Source organism: Dactylosporangium sp. NPDC050588, from assembly GCF_040654975.1.
GTDB classification, from domain to species: domain Bacteria; phylum Actinomycetota; class Actinomycetes; order Mycobacteriales; family Micromonosporaceae; genus Dactylosporangium; species Dactylosporangium maewongense.
Genome location: NZ_JBFAJA010000041.1, coordinates 84,300 through 107,316, shown reverse-complemented (window position 1 = coordinate 107,316; position 23,017 = coordinate 84,300). Strand labels below are relative to the sequence as shown.

At 74.0% G+C, this 23,017-nt stretch carries 15 protein-coding genes; 10 read left to right on the top strand and 5 right to left on the bottom strand.

What is annotated here, in order from left to right; translation table 11 throughout:
• Positions 1 to 324, top strand: a 324-nt coding sequence (locus AB0I21_RS27870; RefSeq protein ID WP_360565488.1) for a pectate lyase, incomplete at its 5' end; no start/stop codon positions are given.
• A 41-nt stretch (positions 325 to 365) separates the two neighbouring features.
• Here the strand turns inward: AB0I21_RS27870 and AB0I21_RS27865 are convergent.
• From AB0I21_RS27865 to AB0I21_RS27855, 3 genes are all read right to left on the bottom strand, one after another.
• Positions 366 to 1,697 carry an FAD-dependent monooxygenase gene (locus AB0I21_RS27865; protein ID WP_360565487.1) on the bottom strand — a complete coding sequence of 444 codons (1,332 nt, stop codon included), beginning with the start codon at positions 1,695 to 1,697 and terminating at the stop codon, positions 366 to 368.
• Between the two features lie 302 nt (positions 1,698 to 1,999).
• Positions 2,000 to 2,974 carry a hypothetical protein gene (locus AB0I21_RS27860; RefSeq protein ID WP_360565486.1) on the bottom strand — a complete coding sequence of 325 codons (975 nt, stop codon included), beginning with the start codon at positions 2,972 to 2,974 and terminating at the stop codon, positions 2,000 to 2,002.
• The gene (locus AB0I21_RS27855) at positions 2,971 to 3,987 is read right to left on the bottom strand and encodes a nitronate monooxygenase (RefSeq protein WP_360565484.1); all 1,017 of its coding nucleotides are present in this window, start codon (positions 3,985 to 3,987) and stop codon (positions 2,971 to 2,973) included. The genes AB0I21_RS27860 and AB0I21_RS27855 overlap by 4 nt, the downstream gene beginning before the upstream one ends.
• 95 nt (positions 3,988 to 4,082) lie before the next feature.
• On the opposite strand from AB0I21_RS27855, the gene AB0I21_RS27850 reads away from it, so the two are divergent.
• The 6 genes from AB0I21_RS27850 (at position 4,083) to AB0I21_RS27825 (ending at position 13,125) form a co-directional block, all read left to right on the top strand.
• Positions 4,083 to 5,078: a LacI family DNA-binding transcriptional regulator gene (locus AB0I21_RS27850; RefSeq protein WP_360565483.1), complete on the top strand. Its 996-nt coding sequence runs from the start codon at positions 4,083 to 4,085 to the stop codon at positions 5,076 to 5,078.
• A 268-nt stretch (positions 5,079 to 5,346) separates the two neighbouring features.
• The gene (locus AB0I21_RS27845; RefSeq protein WP_360565481.1) at positions 5,347 to 6,687 is read left to right on the top strand and encodes an extracellular solute-binding protein; all 1,341 of its coding nucleotides are present in this window, start codon (positions 5,347 to 5,349) and stop codon (positions 6,685 to 6,687) included.
• Positions 6,688 to 6,689: 2 nt separating this feature from the next.
• Positions 6,690 to 7,613, top strand: a complete 924-nt coding sequence (locus AB0I21_RS27840; protein WP_360565480.1) for a sugar ABC transporter permease — start codon at positions 6,690 to 6,692, stop codon at positions 7,611 to 7,613.
• Complete coding sequence (locus AB0I21_RS27835; RefSeq protein WP_360565478.1) at positions 7,613 to 8,482, top strand: carbohydrate ABC transporter permease; 870 nt, start codon at positions 7,613 to 7,615, stop codon at positions 8,480 to 8,482. Before AB0I21_RS27840 ends, AB0I21_RS27835 begins: the two co-directional genes overlap by 1 nt.
• 34 nt (positions 8,483 to 8,516) lie before the next feature.
• Positions 8,517 to 11,423, top strand: coding sequence for a CBM35 domain-containing protein (locus AB0I21_RS27830; protein WP_360565477.1), 2,907 nt, complete (start codon positions 8,517 to 8,519; stop codon positions 11,421 to 11,423).
• Positions 11,424 to 11,556: 133 nt separating this feature from the next.
• Positions 11,557 to 13,125 (top strand): glycoside hydrolase family 13 protein, encoded by a 1,569-nt coding sequence (locus AB0I21_RS27825; RefSeq protein WP_344504651.1) that lies wholly within the window; start codon positions 11,557 to 11,559, stop codon positions 13,123 to 13,125.
• 230 nt (positions 13,126 to 13,355) lie between these two features.
• Here the strand turns inward: AB0I21_RS27825 and AB0I21_RS27820 are convergent, their stop codons facing one another.
• Together AB0I21_RS27820 and AB0I21_RS27815 are read right to left on the bottom strand one after the other, a co-directional pair.
• Positions 13,356 to 15,995, bottom strand: a complete 2,640-nt coding sequence (locus AB0I21_RS27820) for an RNA repair domain-containing protein (protein ID WP_360565475.1) — start codon at positions 15,993 to 15,995, stop codon at positions 13,356 to 13,358.
• 149 nt (positions 15,996 to 16,144) lie between these two features.
• Positions 16,145 to 16,657: a GNAT family N-acetyltransferase gene (locus tag AB0I21_RS27815; RefSeq protein WP_360565473.1), complete on the bottom strand. Its 513-nt coding sequence runs from the start codon at positions 16,655 to 16,657 to the stop codon at positions 16,145 to 16,147.
• Positions 16,658 to 16,761: 104 nt separating this feature from the next.
• Between AB0I21_RS27815 and AB0I21_RS27810 the strand changes: the two genes are divergently transcribed.
• Genes AB0I21_RS27810 through AB0I21_RS27800 form a run of 3 tightly spaced genes read left to right on the top strand, consistent with a single transcriptional unit; the run spans position 16,762 to position 22,971 of the window.
• The gene (locus AB0I21_RS27810) at positions 16,762 to 21,012 is read left to right on the top strand and encodes an AAA family ATPase (protein WP_360565472.1); all 4,251 of its coding nucleotides are present in this window, start codon (positions 16,762 to 16,764) and stop codon (positions 21,010 to 21,012) included.
• A gap of 28 nt (positions 21,013 to 21,040) precedes the next feature.
• Complete coding sequence (locus AB0I21_RS27805; RefSeq protein WP_360565470.1) at positions 21,041 to 22,309, top strand: histidine kinase; 1,269 nt, start codon at positions 21,041 to 21,043, stop codon at positions 22,307 to 22,309.
• Positions 22,306 to 22,971: a response regulator transcription factor gene (locus AB0I21_RS27800; RefSeq protein ID WP_344504656.1), complete on the top strand. Its 666-nt coding sequence runs from the start codon at positions 22,306 to 22,308 to the stop codon at positions 22,969 to 22,971. Before AB0I21_RS27805 ends, AB0I21_RS27800 begins: the two co-directional genes overlap by 4 nt.
• Positions 22,972 to 23,017 lie beyond the last annotated feature (46 nt).

Here is a 23,017-nt window from a genome sequence, read left to right as displayed (position 1 = left end):
ACGGTCAACATCTCCGGCTTCTACGTCGAGAACGCCGGCAAGCTGTACCGCGCCTGCGGCAACTGCACGAACTCCTACCAGCGCAACGTCGTGGTCAGCAACATCACCGTCAAGTCCACGAAGGTGATCGCCGGGATCAACACCAACTGGGGCGACACCGCGCGCTTCAGCCGCATCACGGTGGTGGGCGACAGCTCCCACAAGACGATCATCTGCGACAAGTACAAGGGCGTGCCGAAGGGCAGCGAGCCGAGCCACATCGGCAGCGGCCCGGACAGCACCAACTGCCTGTACAACCCGGACACCGACATCATCTGGGCGTGACCGGTCGGCGGAGGGGCCCCGTGCGGGGCCCCTCCGTCTGGTTATGCGGCGACCTTCTGCCGCTGCGGCACCTGTACCGCGGCCGGTCGTCTGCGCCCGAACCACAGGGCCCGCGCGACGATGCCCGGGGCGAACAGGGCCGGCGGCGCCTGCATCAGGTTCGCCACCTGGAGGAACCGGCGCCCGACGGCGGCGCTGCGGCCCGACGCGGTCTGGATCTTCGCCACGTACGCGTTGAGGAAGCGGGTCTTGCCGGTCCGCTCGCCCTGGACCTCCGGGTTGGCGAGGTCCGCGCCGACGGCGATGTCCCACGGCACGTCGACGACCTTCGCCGCCTTCGCGTAGAACCGGCGCGGCAGCCCCGCCCGGCCGGCCCGCAGCGCGTCGCGCAGCTCGATGGCCTCCGCGGCCGCGACGGTCATGCCCTGCCCGTAGGCGGGGTTGAAGGCGCAGATGGCGTCGCCGATCGCGACGAAGCCGTCCGGGAGGCGGTCCATCCGCTCGTACCGCCGCCGCACGCTCGCCGGCAGCCGCATCCGCAGCGGCGGGCCGAGCGGCTCGGCCGTGCTGAGCAACTCGTGCACCCGCGGGTCGGGGAGCTTCGCGGTGAACGCCGCGTAGGCGTCGGGGTCGGTCGGCGGCGCCTGGCCCGCGCCGACACCGAGCAGCGTCACCATCCACCGGTCGCCGTCCGCGGCGATCGCGACCGCGCCGAACGGGCGGCCGGCGTTGGGGGAGTTGACGACGGCCGCGAAGTCCTCCCGGCCGGGGACCCGGCGGTAGTCGCGGGACACGTAGACCGTGAGGGGGTCGACCCGCTCCTCGGCGGGCCGCTCGAACCCGAGCGCGGCGAGCCACGTCGGGCCGCGGTTGCCGCGGCCGGTCGCGTCGACGACGAGGTCCGCGGCGATGTCGTGCTCGCTGCCGCCGGCCGGCAGGACCTTCGCGCCGGTGACCTTCCGGCCGTCGAAGAGCAGGCCGGTCGCCTCGTGCCCGTCGAGGATCACGACGTTGGGCAGGGCGCGGACCCGGCGGCGGACCCCGGCCTCGATCAGCGGCCGGCTCACGCACAGCCCGGCCAGTCCCGACGCGACCCGGGGCATCGGCCGGTCGCCGGTGACCCACACGCAGTCGCGCATGAGGTCGACCGGGATCGCGCCCTCGGCGGTCAGCTCGGTGACGATGCCGGGGAAGAGCTCCTCGAGCACCTGCCGGCCCCTGGCCAGGAGCCCGTGCGAGTGCTCGCCCTGCGGCACGCCCTTGCGGCCGGCGGCGCCGGCGGGCAGGGTGTCGCGGTCGAATATGGTGACGTTCGCAAATGATTCGCTCAGGACACGCGCGGCGAGCAGCCCGGCCATACTTGCTCCGAGCACGACGGCATGACCGGACCGGTCCTTGGGTGACAAGGGATCCTCCGGAGATGTGGTTGGCTGTGCGCTCACCGTAGCCACGGCGATTCCATCCACGGAAGCCTTCGTCACCGTCCGCAACGGGACAGTGGCCGCGCTCACGACCATGTATCAGCCCGTACGCTGCACGTTTGCCGCCCGCCTGTCGCGCACCTGACCACCTAGAGCATCCGTCGCGGACCCGAACCCGCGCGCGCCTCCGGTGCGGGCCGGGGCCCGCCGCTCGTTTCTGTGCGGGCCGGGCCCGCCGCGCGCCTCCGGTGCGGTCAGAGCAGGCGGCGCAGGGCCGGGGCGAGGAGGCGGGCCATAGGGCGGTCGTCGGGCTGGGCCAGCGCCCAGTTCATTGCGCCGAGCATCCGGTGCGGCGGCGGGTCCCCGGCGACCGCGGCCATGATCTCCTCGGCGGGGTAGGACGCCAGCAGCCGTCGGCCTGTCTCGCCGCCGGGGCCGAACGCCGGGATCGGCACGGGCAGGGCACCGAGCCAGTCCAGGATCCCGGCCAGCGTCGCGCCGGCCGGCGGCGCCGGGTCGTCGGGGCCGGTCTCCTCCGGCACCAGGTCGAGCTTGAACGCCAGGGCCATGAAGAAGCCCGAGAGCTGCCCGGGCACGCCCCACCCGACGAGCCGCAGGCGCAGGGCGGTCGGGTCGGCGACGTCGAGATGGTTGTGGAAGCGCTCGGCCTCCCAGGCGACGCTGCCGTGGCCGTGCAGGCGGGCCGTGCCGAGCAGTGCGCCGCCGGTGTCGTGCAGGGTCAGGGTGAGGTTGCCGTGGCAGCGGCAGATGCCGCCGGTGTACCGGCCGGTGGTGGTCTCCCGGCGCAGCGCGTCGAGCTCGGCGGGGTCGGTGACGACGGCCAGGACACCGCCGTCGCCTGCAAGACCGTCGCCGGTGTCGGACAGGACGCGCACCGATGCGGTGGCGGGCCACACGTCGGCGAGCCAGCCGGTGATCGCCGCGAGCCGCCGCGGTGGCACCACCGGCCCGACGGTGTACTCGCCGTCGGGCAGGTCCGCGGACGGATCCCACACGAGCCGGGTGCCGTCGCCGTCGGCGGTGGCCGCGACCAGCCACGTGGGGTGCGGGCTGCCGTCGTGGTACTCGTCGTGCCAGGCGAACCGCTCGCGGACCTCGGCGGCGCCGTGGACCACGCCCCGCTCGTCATCGGCGACGCCGAGTGCGTCGAGTGCCGCGGACGGCGGACCCTGGTGCCAGGTGGGGACGTGGGAGTCGGGTGCGGTCACAGCGACGCCGTCAGGGTGGCGATGACGGCGGCGGCGGAGCCGGTGGCCGCCTGGCGGTGCCCGGTGCCGGCCCACAGGTGCACGCGGTCCGTGTCGCCGGCCGCGGCGGCGGCCTTGCGCAGCGGGGCGGTCAGGTGGTGGACCTGCGGATAGCCGTGGGGTGCGGTCGCGTCGTGCCGGTCGATGAAGCCGTTGCGCAGCGCCCGCGCCGGTCGGCCCGTGAACGCGCGGGTCACCACCGTGCCGTGCGCCGGCCACCCGGAGGCCGACTCCAGGGCGGCCCGGTGCGGGGCGGAGGTGCCGGCCTCGTCGGTGCGCAGCAGGGCCGTGCCGACCATGGTGGCGGTGGCGCCCGCGTGCAGGGCGGCGGCGACGTCCGCGGAGGTCGCGATGCCGCCGGCGGCGACGACCGGCAGGGGCACGGCGGCCCGGACCGCCGCGACCAGGTCGGGCAGCGGCACCGGCACCGTTGGCGGCGCGGACGGGGTCAGGGTCGCCGAGTGGCCGCCCGCCGCGGGCGCCTGCACGACGAGCGCGTCGACGCCCGCCGCCGCGGCCGCGGCGGCCTCCGGCGGGGCGGTGACGGTCTGCAGGACGAGCGTGCCGGCGCGCCGCAGCGCGGCCACCGTGGACGGCGACGGGACGCCGAAGGTGAAGCTGACCGCGGGGACCGGGTCGGTCAGCAGCAGGTCGAGCTTCTCCGCCCAGTGGTCGTCGTCGGCGCCGGCCGGCACCGCGGGCGCCAGGTCGTACACGGCGAACTCCGGCCGCAGCTCGTCCGCATACGCCGCCAGGTCCCCGACGGGACCCTCGGACGGGGCGAAGAGGTTGACGCCGAACCAGCCGCCGCCGGCCCGGACGGCGGCCCGGACGGCGGCGATCCGCGACGCCAGGGCCGCGGGGGTCAGGTAGCCGGCGGCGAGGAACCCGCCGCCGCACGCGGCGAGCAGTGCGGGGGTGCCGGCGCCGCCGGCCATCGGCGCGGCGAGGACCGGCCCGGGAATCCAGGTCACGTGCCAATGTAACAACTTTCGCGACTACCCTCAGTTGTGCAAGTCGTTGCAAGAGTGGATGGCGTTTTTGCATGAGCGTTGGTTAGACTGCTGGCGTGGTCACGAGACTGTCGAAGGTCGCGAAGTACGCCGGCGTGAGCGAGGCGACGGTCAGCCGGGTGCTGCACGACAGGCCCGGGATCGCCGCCGCGACCAGGGATTCCGTGCTGACCGCGCTGGACGTGATGGGCTATCAGCGGCCGTTTCGGCACCGCAGCGAGATGGCCCGGCTGGTCGGCATGGTGCTGCCCGACTTGCACAACCCGATCTTCCCGGCCTACGCGGAGGCGATGGCCGGCGCGCTGTTCCGGCAAGGTCTGGTGCCGGTGCTGTGCACCCGGACCTCCGACGGCGTCTCCGAGGCGCACTACATCGAGATGCTGCTGGCCAGGCAGGTCGCGGGCATCGTGTTCGTCGCCGCGAGCTACGCCGACGCCGGGCCCGAGCAGGCCGAGGCGCTGCGCAGGCGCAAGCTGCCGCTGGTGCTGATCAACCCCGCGGACGAGAACCGGGATGTGCCGCGGGTCGGCGTCGACGACGCGATGGCCGTCGACCTGGCCCTGAGCCACCTGCAGAGCCTCGGCCACCAGCGGATCGGCCTGGTCGTCGGGCCCGGCGGGCACGTGCCGTCGGACCGGAAGGTCGCCGAGTTCCTGGCCCGGGTGAAGGGCCCGTCGCGCAAGCTGGTCGCCCGCACGATGTTCTCGATGGAGGGTGGCCAGGCGGCCACGAACGGCCTGCTCGCGCAGGATGCGACCGCGGTCGTCTGCGCCAGCGACGCACTGGCGCTCGGCGCCATCCGCGCGGCCCGCAAGCAGGGCCTGGACGTGCCCGCCGACCTGTCGGTGATCGGGTTCGACGACTCGGCGTACATGGCCTACACCGACCCGCCGCTGACCACCCTGCGCCAGCCGATCGAGACGATCGGCGCGGCCGCGGTCACGTCGCTCGTGGCCCAGATCGACGGGCGCAAGGTCGCCCTCGACGAGCAGCTCTACGACCCGGAGCTCATCGTCCGCGACTCCACCGGGCCGGTGAAAAACCGCCCCTGACCTGCGGCAACAACTACATTTGCAAGGCTACGCAAGCGAAGTAGCGAGTTCTTGCATTGGATTGCAAGAAGCTATGGACTTTCTGATGTCCATGGCCCTACTCTCGTCTCCACGCGCCGGTGACAACGGCGCGGACCTCACACGTCGTGAGCGCATCGCGAGCGAGCGCGCCGCCAGCGCGTCGCGTCGCACGTGCGCCGTCAGCGCGTCGTGAGCGAGCAGCCACACCCCCTCGGGCCCGCCGCCCGCTCGTGGAGAGAGAGGCACTATGAAGCGCGTCGCCATAGCCGCCGCCCTGGCAGCATCACTATTTTTGACTGCATGCGGTGACAAGTCGGACGAGACGGAGGCGGCCGGCGGGCCGGTGACGATCACCGTCAACGGCATGCCCGCCGCCACCGACGAGTACAACCGGGCCAACTTCGAGAAGGACGTCAAGGACTTCGAGGCGAAGCACCCCAACATCAAGATTGACGCCAAAGAGGGTCAGATGGACCCGAAGACGTTCAGCGCCAAGCTCGCCGGTGGCCAGCTCGAGGACGTCTTCTACGTCTACTTCACCGACCCGCAGAACCTCATCGCGAAGAAGCAGGTCTCCGACATCACGCCGTACCTCGGCGAGGTGCCGGCGCTCAAGGACGTCCGCCCCGTCCTGATGCAGGTCTTCAGCGACGCGAAGGGCAAGGTGTACGGGCTTCCGTCGGCCAACTACTCCCTCGGCCTGATCTACAACCGCACCCTGTTCCAGCAGGCCGGGCTCGACCCCGACAAGCCGCCGGCCACCTGGGCCGAGGTCCGCGAGGCCGCCAGGAAGATCACCGCGCTCGGCAACGGCATCACCGGCTACGGCGACTTCAGCAAGAACAACACCGGCGGCTGGCACTTCACCGCCGAGCTGTACTCCGTCGGCGGCGAGGTCGCGGTCAAGGACGGCGAGACCTGGAAGGCCGGCTTCAACAACGCCCAGGGCAAGCAGGTCCTGCAGCAGCTCAAGGACATGCGGTTCACGGACAGGTCGATGGCCGAGAAGCAGGCCCTCGAATACGCCGACCTGCTGACCCACATGGCCTCCGGCAAGCTCGGCATGATGGTCGGCGGCACCGGCGACCTGCCCAACATCGTCAACCAGTACAAGGGCAAGTACGAGGACTACGGCCTCGGCGTCATCCCCGACGGCAAGGCCACCCTCGGCGGCGGCGACGGCTACATGTTCAAGGCCGGCCTCTCCCCGGCGAAGATCAAGGCCGGCCTGCAGTGGCTCGCGTTCCGCAAGCTCGACCCCGACCGCGTCGACGCCGACAAGGCCCTCGACAAGGAGAAGAACCAGCCGGTCGGCATCCCGGAGCCCAACATCTGGACCGGCGCGTCGGAGCAGAAGCTCATCGCCGCCAACACCAAGTACGCCAACGTCCCGGCCGCGAACTACAAGCCGTTCAACGCGGCCAGCGCCGGCGTCCCGCTGAAGGTCGAGCCGCCGAACGCGCAGCAGCTCTACGCCGTGCTCGACACCGCGATGCTGAAGGTCCTCACCGACCCGAACGCCAACATCGACCAGCTGCTCAGGGACGCCGAGACCCAGGCCAACCAGATCCTGGCGACAGTCAAGTAACGATGGCGACGATCACCCCGGTCCGTCCCGCGCCGCCTGTCAACCAGGCGCGGGACGGGCGGATCAAGCGCAGGATCGCCGACAACGCCACCGCGTACACGTTCCTGGCGGCGGGTCTGCTCTGCTTCGGCCTGTTCAGCTGGTGGCCGCTCGTCAAGGGCATCATCCTCGCCTTCCAGCAGGACAACTTCGTCACCGAGCCGGAGTGGGTCGGCCTGAGCAACTTCCAGGCCGTGCTCGACGACCCGCTGTTCTGGACCGCGTGGAAGAACACGCTGTTCTTCACCGCCCTGGCGCTGGTGTTCGGCTACCTGGTCCCGTTCGCGGTGGCGATCGTCGTCCACGAGCTGCGCCACCTGAAGGGGTTCTTCCGCTTCGCCGTCTACCTGCCGGTGATGCTGCCCCCGATCGTCACGGTCATCCTGTGGCAGTACTTCTACGACCCCGGCAACGGGCTGTTCAACGCCGCCCTGTCGGCGCTGCACCTGCCCACCTCCGGATGGACGCAGTCACCCCGGGTGGTGATGGTGTCGCTGGTACTGGTGAGCACCTGGGCCAACATGGGCGGCGCGACCATCATGTACCTCGCCGGCCTCGCCAACATCCCGGGCGAGCTCTACGAGGCCGCGGAGCTCGATGGCGCCGGCGTCTGGAAACGGATCCGGCACGTGACCCTGCCGCAGATGCGCTTCCTCCTGCTGGTGCTGCTCCTGCTGCAGATCGTCGCGACGATGCAGGTCTTCATCGAGCCCTACCAGCTGACCGGCACCACCAACCCCGACTCCATCACGGTGATGGTGCTCATCTACCGCTACGCGTTCACCGTCAACAACGACTTCGGCATGGCCGCCGCGATGAGCGTGCTGCTGTTCGTCGTGCTGGGCGCGTTCTCCGCCGTGTACCTGCGACTCACCCGGAAGTCCTGATGCGTTCTCTCATCTCCGACAGCGAGCTGCGCCGTCACCCGGTGCTGTACCGGGTCGTGCTGTGGGGTCTCGCGGTGCTGTTCGTGGCGTTGTTCGTGTTCCCGCTGTACTGGATGGTCACCGGCGCGGTGAAGACCCCGGTCGAGCTGGCCCAGCCGGTGCCGACGCTGGTCCCGCAGAGCTGGCACCCGGAGACCTACCTCGACGCGTGGCGGAAGCTCGACATCGGCCGCTACCTGCTCAACACGGCGTTCTACGCGCTCGGCGGCTGGCTCTTCCAGCTGATCGTCGACGTCGCCGCCGCGTACGCGCTGTCGAAGCTGCGCCCGCGCTTCGGCAAGCTGATCCTCGGCGGGATGCTGGCGAGCCTGATGCTGCCGGCGGCGGCGCTGCTCGTGCCGAGCTACCTGACCGTCGCCGACGTGCCGCTGCTGCACGTCAACCTCCTCAACACCCCGTGGGCGCTGTGGCTGCCCGGCGCGGCCAACGCGTTCAACATCTACGTCCTGAAGCGCTTCTTCGACCAGATCCCCGACGAGCTGCTCGACTCCGCCGGCATCGACGGCGCCGGGCGGCTGCGCATGCTCTGGCACGTGGTGCTGCCACTGTCCCGCCCGGTCCTCGCCGTGGTCTCGATCTTCGCGATCATCGGCGCCTGGAAGGACTTCCTGTGGCCGCTGCTGGTGCTGCAGGACCCCGGCAGCCAGACGATCAGCGTCGCGCTGAGCCGGCTGGCGTTCAACGGCTACGTGACCCCCAACGAGATGTTCGCCGGCCTGGCCATCGCCAGCATCCCGATGGTGGTCGTGTTCGCCGTCTTCCAACGCAGCATCTTGAGCGGCCTGTCCGCGGGCGCGCTCAAAGGCTGAATACACCCCCTTCCATCGCAAGGAGATCTTCACGATGCTCCGACGATCCCGCCTGCTCGCGATCGGGGCCGCCACCCTGGTCGCGGCGGCCTCCATCACCCTCGCCGCCACCATGCGCGCCGAGGCCGCCACCACCACCTACCAGGCAGAGTCGGCCACCCTCAGCGGCGGCGCGGCCGTCGCGACCGACCACAGTGGATACACCGGCTCCGGGTTCGTGGCCGGCTATGTCGACGGCAACCAAGGCCGGGCAGCCACCGCCTTCACCGTCGGCGTCTCCGGTACCGCGCAGCGCACGCTCACCCTCCGCTACGCCAACGGCACGGGCTCCGCCAAGACCCTGTCGCTGTACGTCAACGGCACCCGCGTCACCCAGGTCAGCCTGAACGCGACCGCGAACTGGGACAGCTGGGGCAGCCGCGTCGACACCGTCACGCTCAACAACGGCACCAACAGCGTCGCGTACCGGTTCGACAGCACCGACTCCGGCAACGTCAACCTCGACAGTCTCGTCGTCGCCGACGTCCCGGCACCGCCCGCCGGCACCTACGAGGCCGAGTCGGCGGCCCTGTCCGGCGGCGCGACCGTCGCGACCGACCACAGTGGATACTCCGGCACCGGGTTCGTCGGCGGCTACACCGACGGCAACCGGGGCAACGCCGCGACCACCTTCAGCGTCAGCCGGTCCGGTGCGGGCTCGTCGTCGCTGACCCTGCGCTACGCCAACGGCACAGGGTCGGCGATGACGCTCTCCCTGTACGTCAACGGCTCCCGTCTCACCCAGGTCTCGCTGCCCGCGACCGCCAACTGGGACACCTGGGGCACCCGAGCCGACACGGTGACCCTGAACAACGGGACCAACAGCGTCGCGTACCGCTTCGACGGCACCGACTCCGGCAACGTCAACCTCGACAACCTCGTCGTGGCGAGCGTCGCCACGTCCCCGACCCCGTCGACGTCCGCCCCACCGGCGTCCGGCGGGGCGGAGCTGGAGACCGCGTTCCTGTCCGGCGGCGCCACCACGGCGACCTCGATCGGCGGGTACACCGGCACCGGCTACGCGACGGGCTTCACCGCCGTGGGTGCCCGCGCCATCCGCACCGTCAACGTCACCGACGCCGGCAACGCGGCCACCACCCTCCGGTACACCAACAGCACCGGCGGCACGAAGACGCTGTCCACCTACGCCAACGGCGTGAAGGTCGGCCAGATCTCGCTGACCGCCGGCAGCGGCTGGCTCACCGCGGCGCAGACCCTGCCGCTGCGGGCCGGGCTCAACCTGATCGGCTACCAGTACGACAGCGGCGACTCCGGCAACGTCGCACTCGACAACGTCGCCGTCGCCGGCTCGACCGCCCTCGCCGCGCGCGGCGCGACCGTCGCGTACACCGAGTACGAGGCGGAGAACGGCAGCACCAACGCCACCACGATCGGCCCCGACCGCGCCTACCTGACCGTCGCCGCGGAGGCGTCCGGCCGCCGGGCGGTCCGCCTCGACAACGCCGGCAAGTACGTGCAGTTCACGCTGACGAAGCCGACCAACTCCCTGGTCGTGCGGGCGTCGGTGCCCGACAACGCCGCCGGGACCGGCACCAGCGCCGACCTCGCCGTCTACGCCGGCGGCGCGAAGGTCAAGGACCTGCCGGTCAGCTCCGCCTACAGCTGGGTGTACGGCGCCTACCCGTACGACAACAACCCCGCCGGCGGAGAGGCGCACCGCTTCTTCGACGAGTTCCGCACCACGCTGCCCAGCTACCCGGCCGGCACCGTGCTGAAGCTGCAGAACGACGGCGCCACCCCGATCACCGTCGACCTCGTCGACACCGAGGTCGTCGCGCCGGCCCTGACCGCCCCGGCGAACTCGCTGTCCATCGTGGACTACGGCGCGACCTCCGGTGGCGGCGACGACACGAACGCGTTCAACACCGCGGTGCAGGCGGCGAAGTCGCAGGGCAAGACGCTGTGGCTGCCGGCCGGCACCTGGGACATCACGTCCCGGATCACCGTCGACAACGTCACCGTCCGCGGCGCCGGCATGTGGCACACCACGGTCCGCGGCGCGAACGGCAAGGGCGGCTTCTTCGCCACCGGCCCGCGTGTCCAGCTCGCCGACTTCACGATCGCCGGGGACGTCCGGTACCGCGACGACACCAACTTCGACGCGGCCCTGGAAGGCAACTTCGGCACCGGCTCGCTGCTGCACAACCTGTGGATCGAGCACACGAAGGTCGGCCTGTGGGCGTCCAGCGGCACCGACGGCCTGTACGCCGCCGGGCTGCGCATCCGCGACACGTTCGCCGACGGCGTCAACCTCAACGGGGACCTGCGCAACACCCGCGTCGACCAGAGCGTCCTGCGCAACACCGGCGACGACGCCCTCGCCATGTGGTCCAACAGCGCCCCGGTCACCAACAGCGCGTTCACGTTCAACACCGCGCAGCTGCCGATGCTCGCCAACACCGCCGCCATCTACGGCGGTCGCGAGCTCCGGATCGAGGACAACCTGTTCTCCGACACGGTCTACGCCTCCTCCGGCATCGCGGTCAGCACGTGGCACGGCGCGCAGCCGTTCGCCGGCACCACGAGCGTGCAGCGCAACACGCTGACGCGCACCGGCGGGTACGAGCGCAACTGGGGCTCCTCGATCGGCGCCCTGTGGTTCTACGCTGAGGCCCGCGACATCACGACCCCGGTGCTCGTCCGCGACGTGGACATCCTGGACAGCTCCTACCAGGGGCTGCTGTTCAGCTGGCAGCGGGTGGTATCCAACGTCACCTTCGACCACGTCCGCATCGCCGGTGCCGGCACGTACGGGATCGAGATCAACGTGACCGGCAGCGCCACCTTCAACTACGTCACGGTGTCCGGCGCCGCCTCGGGCGGCCTTCTGAACAACACCGGTTACACGCTCGTGCGTGGCCCGGGCAACTCCGGCTTCTAACGCAGTCACCAGCTTCGGTGCGGCAGCGCCGCAGGCCGGCCGGGGGGTTCCCACCCCGGAGCCCCCCATGCGACGCTGCCGCGCCGCACTACAAGCAAACCGATCAACTGCCAACAGAAAGCGGGGACCTCCAGTGTCCACAGCAGACACCCGATGGTGGCGCGACGCGGCCATCTACCAGATCTACCCCCGGTCCTTCGCCGACCACAACGGCGACGGCGTGGGCGACCTGGCCGGGGTCCGGGCCCGCCTCGGGTATCTGCGGGACCTGGGGGTCGACGCGATCTGGTTCAGCCCGTGGTTCCCGTCCCCGATGGCGGACGCCGGCTACGACGTCGCGGACTACCGTGACATCGACCCGGCGTTCGGCACCCTGGACGAGGCCACGGCGCTGATCGGTGAGGCGCACGCCCTCGGCATCCGGATCATCATCGACGTCGTGCCCAACCACACGTCCGTCGCGCACGCCTGGTTCCAGCGGGCCCTCGTGGACCCCTCCTACCGGGACCGCTTCTGGTTCCGCGACGGCCGGGGTGACCTGCCCCCGAACGACTGGGGCTCCATCTTCGGCGGGCCCGCCTGGACCCAGGTCGCCGACGGGCAGTGGTATCTGCACATGTTCGACGCCGGCCAGCCCGACTTCAACTGGGACAACCCGATCGTCCGCGAGGAGTTCGAGGACATCCTGCGGTTCTGGTTCGACCGCGGCGTCGACGGCATCCGCATCGACTCCGCCGCGATGGTCGCCAAGGACCCGGCGCTGCCCGACTTCGACCCCGCGTCGCCTCCGGACCCGCATCCGTGGAACGACCGCGACGAGATCCACGACATCTACCGCGCCTGGCGCCGCGTCGCCGACAGCTACCCCGGCGGGCGCGCGCTCATCGGCGAGGTCTGGCTCGCCGACCCGCACCGCTTCGCGCAGTACCTGCGCCCGGACGAGCTGCACGCCGCGTTCAACTTCGACTTCCTCGGCTGCCCGTGGGACGGCAAGGCGCTGCGCCGCTGCGTCGACGAGACCCTCGACGCGCACGCCGCCGTCGGCGCGCCCGCCACCTGGGTCCTGTCCAACCACGACGTGACCCGCCACGTGACCCGCTACGGCCGGGCCGAGACCGGCTTCGAGCACCACCTGCGGCAGACCCGGCACCTCGCCCCGACCGACCTGGCCCTCGGCACCCGCCGCGCCCGCGCCGCCGCGCTGCTCACCCTGGCACTGCCCGGCTCCGTCTACGTGTACCAGGGCGAGGAGCTCGGACTGCCCGAGGTCGAGGACCTGCCGGCCGCGGCCCGCCAGGACCCGATCTTCGCCCGCACCGGCGGCGCCGACCCGGGCCGCGACGGCTGCCGCGTCCCGCTGCCGTGGTCGTCCCCACCGGCCGCGCCCGGCTGGCTCCCACAGCCCGCCGGCTGGGCCGCGTACACCGTCGAGCGGCAGTCGTCCGACCCGTCGTCGATGCTCAGCCTGTACCGGCGGGCCCTCGCCGTCCGGCGCGCGGAGCCCGGCCTCGGCGACGGCCCGATGGCGTGGCTGGACGCCCCGGCGGACGTGCTCGCCTTCACCCGCGAGGGCGGCTTCGCCTGCGTCGTCAACCTCTCCCAGACCCCGGCGCCGCTGCCACCCGGCACGGTCCTGCTCGCCAGCGGCCCCCTCGACGGCGACCTGCTGCCCCCGGACACGTCGGTCTGGCTACGGCTGTGACCCTTCCTGACGGCCGCCGCCACGCGGGCGTGACCCTTCCCGTGTCGCCGCCGCGCGGGTGTGACGCTTCCCGATGTCGCCGCCACGCGGGTGTGACCTGGGCGTGTGCCGTCGCGCGGCGGTGACCTTGACGGGCGCCGCCGCACCGGTGGCGCCCGTCAGACGGTCAGCCAGGAACGCAGCTGCCGCAACTTGTCGTGCGTCAGCCCGGCGGCCTCCGCGACGTGGCCCTACGCGGGCTGGACCAGGCGGGCGGAGAGGCCGGACTCGGCGACGGCCGCTCGCAGGGCGTCGGGGTCGCCGCCATCGACGCCGAGGGCGGCGGCTCGGGGGTACGGGCGGACCCGGGCGCCCGCGTCCTCCAGGGCGAGGACCAGGCCCAGCACGCGGCCCTCGACGTCGCCGGTGAGCAGGACCCGGCGCTCGTGGGACTGGGAGCCGCCGCGGCCCTCGAACGCGTCCTGGAGCACGGCGGCGGTGGAGCGGGTCATCGTGCGGGTGGTGTTCACGCCCGGCGGGGCGGGGGAGTAGACGGGCCAGTAGGCGTGGCGCTCGCCGCGGCGGGGGCGGCGCGGGTGGCGGGCGCAGTGCCGCAGGAAGCCGGCGAGGTCGGTGACGTGGTGGGCGCGGGCCTCCGCGACCAGCACCGCCCAGGTGAACCCGCCGACGAGGCCCCACGCGGCGCCGTCGAGCTGGCGGGCGCGGGACCACGCGCGGACCGCGATGAGCAGCGACCGGAACGCGGGGTCCGCGGCGGGCAGCGCGTCGGCGTCGCGGATCGCGAGCACCGCCCGCAGGTCGGCGTCGTCGAGGGACCCCAGGTCGAGGTCCGACAGCGGGTCGACGGTGACCCGCTGCACGTCGACGCCGACGTCGGCGACCGTCGCGCGGACGACGGGGACGACGGTGCCGGCTAGCCTGGCGCCCGGGAGGAGGTCGGCGAGGTCGGCGAGGGTGCCGGTGGTCTGCCAGACGAGGTCCAGGTCGGTCGACGGGGCGCCGACGCCGAGCCGCACCGACCCGGCGACGTGCAGCCGCCCGCCCGGGTCGACGGCCGCGCAGGCTTCGGCGACCGCGTCGAGGGCGACCCGGTGCGAGGGCGACGGCAGGGCGCTCCACGCCGGCATGGGCGCCGCCGCGGAGGAGGATGCGGGGCCCAGCGGCACGCTGCGCCGGACCTCGAAAGGTTCGTCGCCGCGGCGGCTGATCAGGTCGACCGCCGACACCGTGAACTCGACCGGGTGCCACGCCGCCTGCCAGCGCTCCACAGTGGACGCCACGTCGGGCCCGGTGAGCTTCGCGACCGTCAGGTGCGGCGTGAACCCGCCGCGGCTGTCCTGCTCGGCGCAGCCCGGGAACCGCCGCGCCAGCGCCGCCTGCAGCTCCAGCAGGGGCTCGGCCGGGTCGGGCGCCAGCCACACCGTGGTGCTGCCGCGGTGCGCGAACGTGCGGAACCGCGACAGGCGGATCCGCAGCGGCCCGAGGCCGGCGACCGCCTCGCGCGCCGCCCGCTCGGCCTCGGCGAACGAGGATTCGGGGACGAAGCCGTACACCAGGTTGATGTGCGGCATCCAGCGCCGGAACGACGGGTCGTGCGCCGCGCGGATCGCCTGCAGCGGTGCCCACACGGCGGGCGGCGGGCGCAGTACCAGCGCCGACGTGTGCACGGCAGCAGCGGTGACCACAGTGGATGGTGCCGCGTCCTGCAGCAGCGCGGTGACGCCGAAGTGGTCGGAGACGAACCGTTCGCCGTCGAACGGCCGGTCGCCGAACCGCTCCACGGCGAGGGGGACGAGCCCGCCCGGGGTGCCGGAGCGGATCAGGATCCGGTCCAGGCGCAGCGACCGCCCGGTGCGGGACGCGACCGCGGCGAGGGAGTTGACGGCGGGGTCGAACGTGAAGCCGGCGTCGTGCGGGTGCAGCGCCCGCCACGCGTCGGTGTAGCCGGCGACGTCGGGGCGGGTGTCGTCGCCGAAGTTGACGTCGGCGAGGACGACGGCGCCGCCGAGGTCGCCGCGGGAGAGCCGCTCGTCGATGATGCGCAGCTGGTGCTCCCGGCGCTGCTCCGCCCCGGCGGTGTGGTCACTGGTCAGGTGCGCGGCGACGAAACCGACCTGACGGCCGTTGAGGCCGACCTTGCCGACGATGGTCCGCTTGTACGTGCTGAGCCGGTGCACCTCGATCGTCATCGGCCACCGCGACAGCAGCACGGTGCCATAGCCGGCGTCCGGGTCCGGGCCGGCGGAGACGTGGTAGCCGGCGCGGACCCACGCGGCGTCCAGCAGCGCCTCCCACAGCGCCGCGGTGACCTCGTGCAGCGCGACGACGTCGGCGTCGAGGCCGGCCAGGAGCTCGACGCACGCGGGGATGCGTAGCAGCGGGTAGGTGAGGTCGCGGTCGTACGCGTCGGAGAGCACGTTGAACGTGGCCACCTGCAGCGCGTCGGCCCGCACGTCGCCGGCGGGCCCGGCGGGGACCCACGCGCCGGTGGACGGGTCGAACCGCAGGCACGCGGACGCGTCGAACGCCACCTGCCGGCGCGGCCCAGCGGCGGGCGGGGCGGCGGGCGCGGCGGGCGCGGTGGGCACCGTGGACAGGTCCTCGGCGGGCGTCTCGCCGGTGCCGAAGACGAGGTCGATCCGCGCCTGCCGGTCCCAGACGACGCGGTTGCCGGCCTTCACGTACCGCACCCGGTGCCACGGCACGTCCCCGCCGGCGACGAACAGGGACAGCGGCGTCTCCCTGACCCCGGCGCCCCGCTCCTCGTAGCCGACGACGAACCGTGTCGCGTCGAGGGTCGCGTCGAACCGGATCCGGGACACGACGTCCTGGACGGGGCGCAGGCCCGCGGTGCCACGCCCCTTAGCCATGCCCGGATCGTATGCGCCGCCGGCAATCACCGGCCACCGGTTAACGTTTCGGGCCGGGCACGAGCCGCCCCATCCACACGGCGGCGGCCGCTCATCCACGCGTCCTGGTGGTCGCCGGTGTTGCCCGTTCGAGCGTGCGGCCCGGCCGCTCAGCCGAGCCGGACCTCGACCGCCACCGTTGTGGCGGCCGGGGTCGCCGGGGTGGTGCGGGCGTCCGGGAACAGACGGCCCAGCAGCCGCAGCATCGGGGTGTTGGCCATGAGCACGTCCGCCTCGACGACGCGGTAGTCGAGGGCCTCCGCGACGGTCACCAGATGCCGCAGCAGCGTCCGGCCGACGCCGCGGCCCTGCGCCGCGTCGACGACCTCGACGGCCACCCCGGCCCGGTCCGGCCCGGTCGCGACGAGGTGACCGAGCCCCTCGGCGACCCACCCGGCGGGCCCGATCCGCTCCGCGACGAGCGTGATCCTGCGCCGGCCGTCCACAGCGGACAGTGCGGCCCGGTTCGCCGGGGTCAGGCTGGTCATCGCCGTGTGGTACCGCAGATACCTGGACCGCACCGACAGGCCGTCGAAGACGTCCTGCAACACGTCGACCTCCCCGCGGGCGAGGGGCCTGACCCGCAGGCGTCTGGCATCGGGGAGCGGAGTCACGTCGGGCATGCCCCCAGCATCGCGACCCGGACCGGTCCGGTGGATCCGTAGAACTACCGGCACCCGCCGGTAACCATGTGTCGGAAAGCCGCCCGGCCGCGATAGCATCCGCCGTGGACTCGGTGCTGGCACGGGCCGTCGCGGCCCTGCACGTCGACGGCGACCTGCGCACCGCCCGGGCCCTCTTCGAGCAGGCATGGCAGGAGTCCCCGGGCGCCCCGGAGGCCGCCCTCGGCCTCGCCGGCCTGTGGGTCCACGAGCACCGCGACGCCGCCGCTGCCGCCCTCCTCGACCACCGTCTCACCCAGGCCCTCGCGCTGGCCCGGACCGGTGCGCCGGAGCCGCTGCGGCTGCGGCTGGAGGCGCGGGTCGCCGCGGAGGCCGGCTACCGCGACGGCGACCCCGGCCCGGTCCTCGCCGTCGCGGACGCGGCGCGGGCGCTCGGCGACCCGGTCGCGCTCGCCGAGGCGCTCAGCCTCGCCCACCACTGCCTGCTCGCGCCGGGGCAGGCCGCGACCCGGCAGCGCCTCGCGCGGGAGCTGCTCGGCGTCGCCGCCGGCACGGGCCGCCGCGGTGACCTGCTCATGGGCATGCTGTGGCACACGGTCGACCTGTTCCTCGCCGGTGACCTGCTGGCCGAGCGGCGGCTGACCGCGCTCACCGACGCGCTCGGCGAGCGTGACCACCTCGCGGTCGGGTACGTCACCGCCGCCGTCCGGGTCATGCTCACCATCCGCGCCGGCCGGCTCGACCACGCCGAGTGGCTCGCCGCGGCCTGCGCCGACCGGGGGCGGGAGGCCGGCGACGAAGACACCGAGGGCTGGCACGGCGGGCAGCTCATGGCGATCCGCTGGTTCCAGGGCAGGATCGCGGAGCTGCTGCCGATGTTCGGCGACCTCGCGCACGCCGCGACGCTCAGCGCCATCGACCGGTCGCCCCTGGCCGGGCTCGCCGTCGCCGCGGCCGCCGCCGGTGACCGGGCCCGCGCCGCCGCCGTCCTCGCCCGGCTCCGCGGCGACGGGCTCGCGGCGCTGCCCCGCGGCAGCAGCTGGCTCGTCACCCTGTACGGCGTCGTCGAGGCCGCGAACCTGCTCGGCGACGCCGGTCTCGCCGCCGAGGCGGCCGCGCTGCTCGCCCCGCACGCCCGGCTGCCGATGACCGCGAGCCTCGCGATCGCCTGCTTCGGCGCCACCGAGCACGCCCTGGGCGTCGCCGCGCTCACCACCGGCGACGCGGACGCCGCCGTCGCGCACCTGCGGGTCGCGCTGCGCGACAACCAGGCGCTCGGGCACCGCCCCGCCGCGCTGCACTCGCGCCGCCGGCTCGCGGAGGCGCTGCTGCGCCGCGACCTGCCCGGCGACGCCGACGACGCCCGCGAGCAGCTGGACACCGCCGCCGCGGAGGCCGCCGACCTCGACGTCGCACCCGCCGGCGACGAGATCCTCGGCCGTGACGCCGAGCGCGCGCGGCTGCTGCAGCTCGCGTCGGAGGCCCGCGACGGGCACAGCCGCGGCGTCGTCGTGCGCGGCGCGCCCGGCATCGGCAAGACCACCCTCCTGGACGATCTCGCCGTCTCCGCGCACGGTTTCCATGTCGTACGGGCGGCCGGCGTCGAATTCGAGGCCGACCTGCCGTTCGCGGCGCTCGCGGCGCTCACCCGCCCGCTGCTCGCGCTGCTGGACCAGCTGCCACCCCCGCAGGCCGCCGCGCTGCGAGCGGCGTTCGGGCTCGCCGGCGACGCCGGGCCGACGACCGCGGCGGTCGAGCGCTTCGCGGTCGGTGCCGCGACGCTGTCGCTGCTGGCCGCCGCCGCCGACGAACGCCCCCTGCTGTGCCTCGTCGACGACGCCCACTGGCTCGACCACTCGTCGGCACAGGCGCTGCTGTTCGCGACCCGCAGGCTTCTCGCCGAGCGGGTCCTCATCGTGTACGCGACCCGGCCCGGCACCGGGTTCACCGCCCCGGGCACCGCCACCGTCGAGCTCGGCGGCCTGGACGGCGAGGCCGGTGCCGCGCTGCTGCGCCGCTGCGGGATCGGCTCCGCCGCCGTCGCCGAACGGATCCTCACCGCCACCGAAGGCAACCCCCTCGCGCTGCGCGAGCTCGCCGGTGCCCTGTCCGACGACCAGCGGGCCGGCCGCAGCCCGCTGACGGAGCCGCTGCCGACGACGGACCGGATCGAGCGCGCGTTCACCGACCGGGTCGCCGCCCTCGCCGCCGGCGAGCAGGTCGCGCTGCTCGTCTGCGCGGCCGCCGGCACCGGCACCCCGGCACTGCTCGCGCGGGCCCTCGCCGGGCTCGGCCTGCGACCGTCGGCCCTGGACGCCGCGATCCGCGCCGGCCTGCTGGCCGAGACCGGCGACACGGTCCGCTTCCGCCACCCGCTGGTCCGCTCCGCCGTCTACCACCGGGCGCCGCCCGGCCAGCGCCGCGACGTCCACGCCGCGCTCGCCGGCGCGTGCGTCACCGCCGACGACGCCGACCGCCGCGCCTGGCACCTCTCACTGTCACTGGCCGGCCCCGACGACGCCGTCGCCGACGCCCTCGCCGAGACCGCGGGCCGGGCCCGCCGCCGCGGCGGCCTGGTCGCCGAGGCCACCGCGCTGGAGCGGGCCGCCGCCTTCACGGTCGACGCGGAGCCGCGCGGGGAGCGGCTCGCGAGCGCCGCCCGCGCCTGGGTGAGCATCGGCGCCGTCGAGCACGCCGATGCCCTCCTCGACGACGCGCTTCCCCTCGCCACCGGCGCCCACGGCCGCCTGGAGGTCCTGTCCGCCCGCGCCTACCTGGCCATGCTCCGCGGCGACGCCGAGGACGCCTTCGCCGCGATCGCCGCCGAGGTCGACCGCCTCGGCGCCGACCTCCCCCCGGACCTGGCGCTGCGGGCGGCGCGGACGCTGAGCCTCGCCATGAACGGGCCGATGCGCCGCCTCGACGTCGACGGGATGCTGCGGGTCTCCACCCGGGCCGCCGCCATCGCCGGCGACGTGGTGCCGCACCCGGACCTGCCGAAGATCTCGATCCGGCTGGCCCACTCCGGGGTCCTCGCCGCGCGGCCGGACGGGGCGCTGCTCGCCCGCCGCTGCGTCGCCGCCTGCCTCCGCCACGCCGACGGCTCGGCGGCGGAGCTGGGGGAGGTGATCGGGTGGCTGGAGGACCACGGCACGGCGGCCCGGCTGTTCGACCACGACGTGGACGGGGCGCGGCGGCTCGACGACGTGTCGCTGCTCGCGTACACGCTGCCGCTGCGGGCCAGGCTCAGGCTCCGGGCCGGGCGGGTCGCGGCCGCGTACGCCGACGCGCTCGAAGGCGTGGAGCTCGCCGAGACGATGGGCCTGCCGGTCAACACCGCCGAGGCGCTCACCGCCCTCGCCCAGGTCGAGGCCGTCGTCGGCCGGCACGACGACTGCGCCGGGCACGCGGCCGCCGCGCTCGCCCTCGCCCCCGGCAGCCTGGCCGTGGAGGCCCATGCCAGGGCGGCGCTCGGCGTCGCCGCCCTCACCGCCGGCCGCCACGACGCCGCGGTCGCCGAGCTCGGCCGCGCCGACGACCTGCTGCGCGCCGGCGGGGTCGTGGAGCCCGCGTTCCTGCCGGTCGCCGCGGACCTCGCGGAGGCCCTGGTGAAGACCGGCCAGGCCCGCGCCGCGCACCTCGTCGCCGACCGGCTCGCCGCCGCGGCCGGGCTGCGGCGCCTGCCGGGCCTGACGGCGGTCGCGGCCAGGGTCTCGGCCCTCCTCGCCGACGACAGCGCCGCGTACGAGTCCGCCCTGGCCGCCTTCGACACCACCGTCCCGCCACCTGGCGCCGCGCCGGATGCCGACCCGGGGTTCGCGCCGGGGTTTGCGCCGGGCGCCTTGCCGGGGTTCGCGCCGGGCGCCCTGCCGGGTTACGCGCTGGGCGCCCTGCCGGGTTACGCGCCGGGCGCCCTGCCGGGGTTCGCGGTCGGCGGGCTGTTGCCGGTGGAGCTGGGGCGCACGCACCTCGCCTACGGGCAGTGGCTGCGCCGGGCGCGCCGCCGCGGGCCGGCCCGGGAGCAGCTGACCCGGGCGCTGGAGCTGTTCGCCGCGGCGGGCGCGGACGCGTTCGCCGAGCTGGCCCGCGCCGAGCTGGCCCCCTCCAGCACCCGCGCCACCGCCTCCGGGCCGGCCGCGGCCGCCGGGACCGAGCAGCTCACACCGCACGAGTGGCGGATCGCGTACGCCGCGGCGGAAGGGCGGACCAGCCGGGAGATCGCCGACCGGATCGTGCTGTCGGTCCGCACCGTCGACTACCACCTCGGCAACGTGTACCGCAAACTCGGCATCCGCTCCCGCCGCGAACTGATCCAGCTCCTCGGCGGCGCCGCCGTCAACCCACCGCCACGGTGAGGCCGCGCCGCGCTGTTACGGTTTCGGGGTGCGGAGCGTGTGGAAGGTCGGGCTGCGGGACCTCCGCACGTTCCTGATCGGCCCCGACCCGCCGGTGCGCCCCCGCACCCGGCTCGGCAGGTCCCTGCCGACGATCGGGGCCGTCGTCGCGATCCTGTGCGGGCTCGCCAGCTACGAGTACCTGCGCGGCAACGGCCCGCACGTCGGCTCCCTGTTCCTCGCCCTCGACGCCGCCCTCATCGTCGCCCCGATCGGGCTCGTCGCGACCCGGCCGCTGCTCGCGTGGCGGGTCGCGTGGCTCGTCGCCGTGTACACGTACCTGGCCGTCGACATCGACCAGGGCACCCCGTGGCCGTGGTCGCCGGTGCAGATGCTGTCCTACCCGGTGCTGCTCGCCGTCGTCGCGGTCCGGCACCGCCGCGGCGTCCTGATCTGGGTCGGGCTGTCCGCGACGCTGCTCGTGGTCGGGACCGTCAGGTCCCAGAACATCGCCGGGCTGCTGCTCGCCGTCGCCGCGATCCTCGTCATCGGCGACCAGGTCCGCCGCCGCCGGGAGGTGCAGGCCGCGCTCGCCCAGGAGGAGGAGCGCACCGAGCTCGCCCAGGCCCGCCGCGCCGTCGCCGAGGAGCGCAACCGGATCGCCCGCGAGATGCACGACGTCGTCGCCCACCACATGTCGCTCATCGCCGTGCGCGCCGAGACCGCCGTGTACCGCATCGACGGCGTCCCACCGGCGGTCGCCGAGGAGCTCGCCGCGATCGCCGGCACGTCCCGCGAGGCGCTGGTCGAGATGCGCCGCCTGCTCGGCGTGCTGCGCAGCGCCGAGACGCCGCTCGTGGAGCCGCAGCCCGTCCTCGACGACCTCACCCGCCTCGTCCACGACGCCCGCGAGGCCGGCGTCGACGTCACGTTCGACCCGTTGCCGGGCGCGACGGTGCCGCCCGCGGTCGGGCTGGCCGCCTTCCGCATCGCGCAGGAGGCCCTCAGCAACGCCCGCCGCCACGCCGCCGGCGCGCCCGTCCACATCGCCCTCACCCTCGGCCCGTCGGCCCTGGACCTGTCCGTGCGGAACACCGCCGGCGACCCCTCCTCCGGCGCTCGCCCCGGCGCGCCTTCCGGCGCGGGCTCCGGTGACGCTGGTGACGCGGGGGGCACTGGGGACTCCGGCGGGGAGCGGCACGGGCTGCTCGGCATGCGGGAGCGGGCCACGGCGATCGGCGGCACGTTCGAGGCCGGCCCCGACGCCGCCGGCGGCTACACCGTCCACGCCACCCTTCCCCTGGAGGTCACGCCGTGATCCGGGTCATGATCGTCGACGACCAGGCGATGGTCCGGCAGGGGTTCGCCGCCCTGCTCGCCGCCCAGACCGACCTCGTCGTCGTCGGCGACGCCCCCGACGGCGCCCAGGCCGTCACGATGGCCCGCGAGCACGCGCCCGACGTCGTCCTCATGGACATCCGCATGCCCGTCCTCGACGGCATCGAGGCCACCCGCCGCATCCTCGCCACCGCCCCCGGCACGCACCGCCCGAAGGTGGTCATCCTCACCACGTTCGACCTCGACGACTACGTCTTCGAGGCGCTGCGCGCCGGCGCGTCCGGCTTCCTGCTGAAGGACGCCCCCGCGGCGGAGCTCGTCAACGCCGTCCGGGTCGTCGCCGCCGGCGACGGCCTGCTCGCCCCGTCCGTGACCCGGCGGCTCATCGAGCAGTTCGCGGCCCGCCCGAAGCGCACCGGCCAGGAGCCCGGCCGGCTCGCCGCCCTCACCCCCCGCGAGACGGAGGTGCTGCGGCTCGTCGCCCGCGGCCGCTCCAACGCGGAGATCGCCGAGGACCTCGTCGTCGCCGAGCAGACCGTGAAGACCCACGTCAGCCGCGTCCTCACGAAGCTCGACCTCCGCGACCGCGCCCAGGCCGTCGTCTTCGCCTACGAGACCGGCCTCGTCAGCGCCGGGGCGTAGGGTCGTCCCCGTAGTACCGGGGTACTACCCCCGGACGCCCGGCAGA

Excerpts from the sequence above, each read along its gene's own strand:
- AB0I21_RS27840 (WP_360565480.1), top strand. The coding sequence starts at position 6,690 with ATGGCGACGATCACCCCGGTCCGTCCCGCGCCGCCTGTCAACCAGGCG.
- AB0I21_RS27835 (WP_360565478.1), top strand. The coding sequence starts at position 7,613 with ATGCGTTCTCTCATCTCCGACAGCGAGCTGCGCCGTCACCCGGTGCTG.
- AB0I21_RS27845 (WP_360565481.1), top strand. The coding sequence starts at position 5,347 with ATGAAGCGCGTCGCCATAGCCGCCGCCCTGGCAGCATCACTATTTTTG.
- AB0I21_RS27820 (WP_360565475.1), bottom strand. The coding sequence starts at position 15,995 with ATGGCTAAGGGGCGTGGCACCGCGGGCCTGCGCCCCGTCCAGGACGTC.
- AB0I21_RS27830 (WP_360565477.1), top strand. The coding sequence starts at position 8,517 with ATGCTCCGACGATCCCGCCTGCTCGCGATCGGGGCCGCCACCCTGGTC.
- AB0I21_RS27815 (WP_360565473.1), bottom strand. The coding sequence starts at position 16,657 with ATGCCCGACGTGACTCCGCTCCCCGATGCCAGACGCCTGCGGGTCAGG.